This is a genomic window from Hydrogenivirga sp. (assembly GCF_056450045.1).
The window spans coordinates 1-4,899 of record NZ_JBWONM010000117.1; the positions used below are offsets into that span (position 1 = coordinate 1).

The 4,899-nt window shown below is 53.7% G+C and carries 4 protein-coding genes; 3 read left to right on the top strand and 1 reads right to left on the bottom strand.

Features of this window, described 5'->3' with window-relative positions; translation table 11 throughout:
• Window positions 1–63 precede the first annotated feature (63 nt).
• The 3 genes from AC1HCM_RS04920 to feoB are packed head-to-tail and all read left to right on the top strand — an operon-like array spanning window position 64 to window position 3,109.
• Window positions 64–279: a FeoA family protein gene (locus AC1HCM_RS04920; RefSeq protein WP_479460655.1), complete on the top strand. Its 216-nt coding sequence runs from the start codon at window positions 64–66 to the stop codon at window positions 277–279.
• Between the two features lie 7 nt (window positions 280–286).
• The gene (locus AC1HCM_RS04925) at window positions 287–1,012 is read left to right on the top strand and encodes a hypothetical protein (RefSeq protein WP_479460656.1); all 726 of its coding nucleotides are present in this window, start codon (window positions 287–289) and stop codon (window positions 1,010–1,012) included.
• Between the two features lie 9 nt (window positions 1,013–1,021).
• Entirely contained in the window at window positions 1,022–3,109 is a 2,088-nt protein-coding gene (gene feoB / locus AC1HCM_RS04930) for a ferrous iron transport protein B (protein ID WP_479460657.1), read from the top strand.
• Here the strand turns inward: feoB and AC1HCM_RS04935 are convergent.
• Window positions 3,079–4,899, bottom strand: a 1,821-nt coding sequence (locus AC1HCM_RS04935) for a putative bifunctional diguanylate cyclase/phosphodiesterase (protein WP_479460658.1), incomplete at its 5' end; no start/stop codon positions are given. The genes feoB and AC1HCM_RS04935 overlap by 31 nt on opposite strands.

Below are 4,899 nucleotides of genomic sequence, written 5' to 3' on the forward strand. Positions count from 1 at the left end.
TTCCCCTTGACAGGAAAATTTTGAGATTGTATCTTAATTTCAGTCATAGAGGAGGATGTGAAGATGGATATGGAGGCGCTTCAGCCCGGGCAGGAGTTCACTGTTAAGGAGATAAGGGATAAGGAGAACCCCGTTCTTAGGAAGCTACAGGCTATGGGTCTTAAGGAAGGGAAGAGGGCAAAGCTCCTCCTCAGTAATGGAAGAGTCTTCCTTTTGAGGCTGAACAACTCAAGGCTGATACTTGACAGGGACCTCGCCAAGTTCATAGAGGTCGCCTGATTAAAAAATGAAACCCTGTCTCAGGTTTGTGCTCCCCTCCCTTCTGAGCGGGCTATCCTTCGCCTACTACCCCTTCTCGGGAGAGGACACGGGAACGGTAGGAAAGAGGCTCGGCTTTGAGCTTGAGACCGACATTGCCTACTTCAGATACTACGACGGCTCCTACCAGCAGGACTACGTTGTCCAGATAACCGCCGGACTCTCCGATAGCATGGATATGGGGCTGTTCATTCCCTACACAAAGCTCGGGAACGGCACCAGGAGGGAAGGGCTCAACGACGTGGGCCTTTTCCTCAAGCACGTCCCCTATCAGAGAAAGCTCAGGCTCGGCTACAAGCTTCTGGTGAACATGGACACGGGAAGGGAGGGCATCGGCTACGGGAGAACGACCGCAAACCTCAGCCTCATGGGTGAGTACAGGACTGAAGCCAGTACTTTGAATATGAACCTCTTCTACACGAACTACGGGCAGATTGAGGGTTTGAGGGACACCTACGGTGTCAGCATCGGTCTTTTCAGGGATTACAGGGACAGGTTCTCCTACGGTGCAGAGCTGACAGCTCTCAAGCCAGAGGACCCGGAGGTTGAAACACCCGATGTCCACGTTATAGTCGGCTTTGTCTATCACACCCGAAGGGGGATGGACCTTAGCCTCGGCTTTCACAAGACCCTAACCCATGACAGCTCCTTCTCCGACTACGGAGTCCTCGTGGGAAGCCTTGTCCCTTTCTGAGGTGAAGAGATGAAGAAGGTTATAAAGGTAGCCATAGCTGGGAACCCCAACGTGGGTAAGACAACGATACTCAACCGCATAGCGGGAACCTCCCTAAAGGTGGGGAACTGGCCCGGCGTTACGGTTGAGAAGAAGGAGGCTTTCCTGAAAGTCGGGGACTACGAGATACACCTCGTTGACCTGCCCGGAATATACACCCTTGAGCCCGTCTCCGAGGACGAGAGGATAGCGGTTCACTTCATAGAGGAAGAGAAGCCAGATGTCATACTCAACATAGTGGACACTCCAAACCTTGAGAGAAACCTACTGCTGACAACGGAGCTCCTTGAGTTCGGCACACCCACGGTGATAGTCCTTAACATGATAGACGAGGCGAACAGGCTGGGAGTTGAGATAGACAGTGACTACCTTGAGGAGCTCCTCGGGGTCAAGGCTATAAAGACGGTGGGAAGAACTGGAACGGGAGTGAGGGAGATAGTCCCGGCTATAATCTCCGCCTACGAGAAGAACCTCAGACCAAAGCCCGTCCTCTACAGGGATGAGCTGGAGGAGGCTCTCTCCCTTGCGAGGGAAAGGCTCGGCAGGAAGGACCTGAACAAGCATGAGCTGATAAAGGCTCTCTCAGAAAGGGAGGAGCTTGCAGACATAAGGAAGGAGCTTGAGAGCAGGCTCGGGAAGAGCTTTCATGAGATAGTCAGCGATGAAAGGTACGCCTTTGCCCACGGTCTCTATGCGGAGGTGGTAAAGAGGAGGGGGGTGTCCGCCAGGGATATAACCGACAGCCTTGACAGGATAGTGCTCCACCCTATACTCGGCATCTTTATCTTTCTTGGGGTCATATACCTGACCTTCAAGCTTTCCTTTGACTTCTCCTCCCCCTTCGTTGACTGGATAGACGGCTTCATAAACGATTTCCTCGCCCCCCTCAGCGTCTCCCTTCTGAATACCCTCGGTGCCCCGGAGTGGGTGCTCAGGTTCTTCTCGGAGGCTGTTGTGGGAGGTGTGGGCTTCGTCCTCACCTTCGTTCCCCTCATAGCTTCCCTTTACTTCTTCATAACCTTCCTTGAGATGTCGGGCTATATACCGAGGGTAGCCTTCCTCATGGACAGGTTCATGCACAGGCTCGGACTTCACGGAAAGAGCGTGATACCCCTTATCTTAGGCTTTGGGTGCAACGTTCCGGCGATAGTGGCAACGAGGACTATGGAGAGCCCGAGGGACAAGCTCTTGGTGATAATGATGATACCCTTCATGTCCTGTCCCGCAAGGCTCGTTGTCTTTGCCTTCTTCGCTTCCATATTCTTCAAAAACCACCCCGCCCTCGTGATAACATTCCTCTACCTGCTCGGGATACTTGTCGCCCTCCTGACGGGCTTTCTTCTCAGGAAGACAGCCTACAGGGGTGTCCTGTCCCACTTCGTGATGGAGCTTCCACCCTACAGGATGCCCTCCCTGAGGTCAATCCTAACGATAGTCTGGGTTCATGTAAGGGACTTCCTCTACAGGGCTGGCACGCTCATATTCGGAGCCTCCATAGTTATATGGCTCCTCCTGAACCTCCCCGTTGGTGTGAAGAATCCCTCCGAGAGCCTTGCCGGCTCGGTGGGAAAGGTGCTCGTCCCGGTCTTTGAACCGATAGGCATAGACAACTGGAAGGCTACAACCTCCCTCATACCTGCCTTTCTTGCCAGGGAGATAGTGATAAGCTCCATGGGGACTATATACAGCATGTCTCAAGAGGTCTCTAAAGAGGAGGAGTTCAGTTTCTCTCAAGCCCTCAAGGAGCAGGTTGTCTCCTTAGGAAGGTCCTTCAAGGAGGCTCTCTCCTCTCTCTTCACGTTGAGCATAGTGACCTTTCAGGTAGAGGAGGAAGAGGAGGAGGGTCTGAAGGAGCTCATAAGGAAGGACTTCGCGCCTGCATCCGCCCTTTCCTTCATGATATTCATACTCATATACACCTCCTGTCTGGGAACCTACGCTGTGATGGTCAGGGAGATAGGAAAGCTGAGGGCTACTCTCTTTCTGGGCTACAGCTTCCTGATGGCGTGGGCCACAGCCTTCATCGTTTACAGGCTCTTCTCTGCGTTCTTAACGTAGCTCAGGAACTCCTCCGCCGGCATCGGCTTTGCGAAGTAGTAGCCCTGGGCGTAGTCACAGCCGAGCTCCCTTAGAAGCTCCGCCTGCTCTTTCTTCTCAACACCCTCCGCCACCGTCTTCAGACCGAAGGTCTTTGCAAGTAGGATGACAGCCTTGACTATCTCAAGGTCTTCCTTGTCTTCGGGCAGTTCCCTGATAAACTCTATATCTATCTTGAGACCCTCAGCGGGGAGCTTCTTCAGGTAGGCAAGGGAGGAGTATCCCGTCCCGAAGTCGTCTATGTATATGGGTATCCCGTAAGTGCTGAGCTTTTCCAGGATCTCTATTGAGCGGGCTGGGTCTTCCATAACGGCGGACTCGGTTATCTCTATCTCTATGTTCTCCTTCGCATCCCCGCATCCAGAGAGGACAGACATGAACTCCTCGTAGAACTCGGGTGCCCTGAACTGAGTAGGGGACAGGTTCACCGCAACGGGCAGGGATATGCCCTCCCGTGCCCACACCTCTATCTGCCTGCAAGCGGACTCAAGGACCCACCTCCCGACGTCGTGGATGAGCACATCCTCCTCAAGGAGGGGAATGAACTTGCCCGGAGGGACTATCTCTCCATTCCTGAGCCACCTTATGAGAGCCTCAGCCCCGGCAACCTTCCCGCTCCTGAGCTCAACCTTTGGCTGGTAGTAGAGGATAAACTCTTCCCTGTCAAGGGCGTTCCTGAGAGCGCTCCTGAGCATGACCTTCTCGCTTGCACCGCTGACCTGCTCGGAGAAGAAGACGTGCCTGTTCCCTCCGAGGGACTTAGCCCTCTCAACCGATGCAGCGGCGTTGCTGTAAAGAAGCTCAGCCCTTGATACATCTTCGGGGTATATGGATATACCAATTGAGAAGGTGATGAAGAGGTTCATGTTCTTTACTCTGAGGGGCTTGGAAAACTTCTCCTTTATCCTCTCAACGAGCCTCTCAACAGCCTCCCTCGCCTTGGGGGAGCTAAGGATTATCCCGAACTCATCGTCCCCTATCCTTGCGAGGAAGTCGTTCTCCCTGACAACGCTCTTTATCCTGCTGGCGGTCTCCCTGAGTATCTGGTCTCCGGTGACGTGCCCGAAGGCGTCGTTGAGCTCTTTAAAGCCGTCTATGTCCATTATGACGAGCCCGACCTGCTTTCCCCTCGGACGGGCTTCTTCAATAACCTCCTTCAGCCTCTGGAGGAAGTAGGACCTGTTAGGAAGACCCGTGAGGCTGTCGTAAAGAAGCAGTCGCCTCGCCTCCTCCTTCGTCCTCATCTTCTCAAGACCGAAGGAAAGGTCGTGGGCTATCTCAAGGAGAAGCTCTACCTCCTCTTTAAGGAAAGCCTCGGAGCTGAACCTTGATACCTGAAGGAAGAGGGAATCGTCTATGAGTATGCACAGAGCTATGTCCTCTTCTGAGTAATCGCCGAGCTGAGCTACTGCGGTCCCGTCCCTCCTGAAGATTCCGGCGAACTTGAAGCCTCCCCTCGTGGTTATTATCTCCACCGCATTCCTGAAGAGGACCTCCTCATCGCTTGTGCTCGTAACGAGTATGTTTATACCGCTGAGAGCCTCGTAGAGCCTCGCAGCCCTCCTCCTTTCTTCCTCCCTCCTCAGCCTCTCCCTGAGGTCTCTCAGGGATATGACGGCGTAAGCCTTCCCTCCATCGCTGTAGGAGCTTATCAGGGGCTCAACGGGTATGGGCTCTGGCTCAGCCCTGAGGTACAGAATTTCAGGAGGACCCCTCTTCCCTTCCATGTAATCCTTCAGGTTCCTTCGGAG

Coding starts and splice junctions, on each gene's coding strand:
- feoB (WP_479460657.1), top strand. CDS start 1,022: ATGAAGAAGGTTATAAAGGTAGCCATAGCTGGGAACCCCAACGTGGGT.
- AC1HCM_RS04925 (WP_479460656.1), top strand. CDS start 287: ATGAAACCCTGTCTCAGGTTTGTGCTCCCCTCCCTTCTGAGCGGGCTA.
- AC1HCM_RS04920 (WP_479460655.1), top strand. CDS start 64: ATGGATATGGAGGCGCTTCAGCCCGGGCAGGAGTTCACTGTTAAGGAG.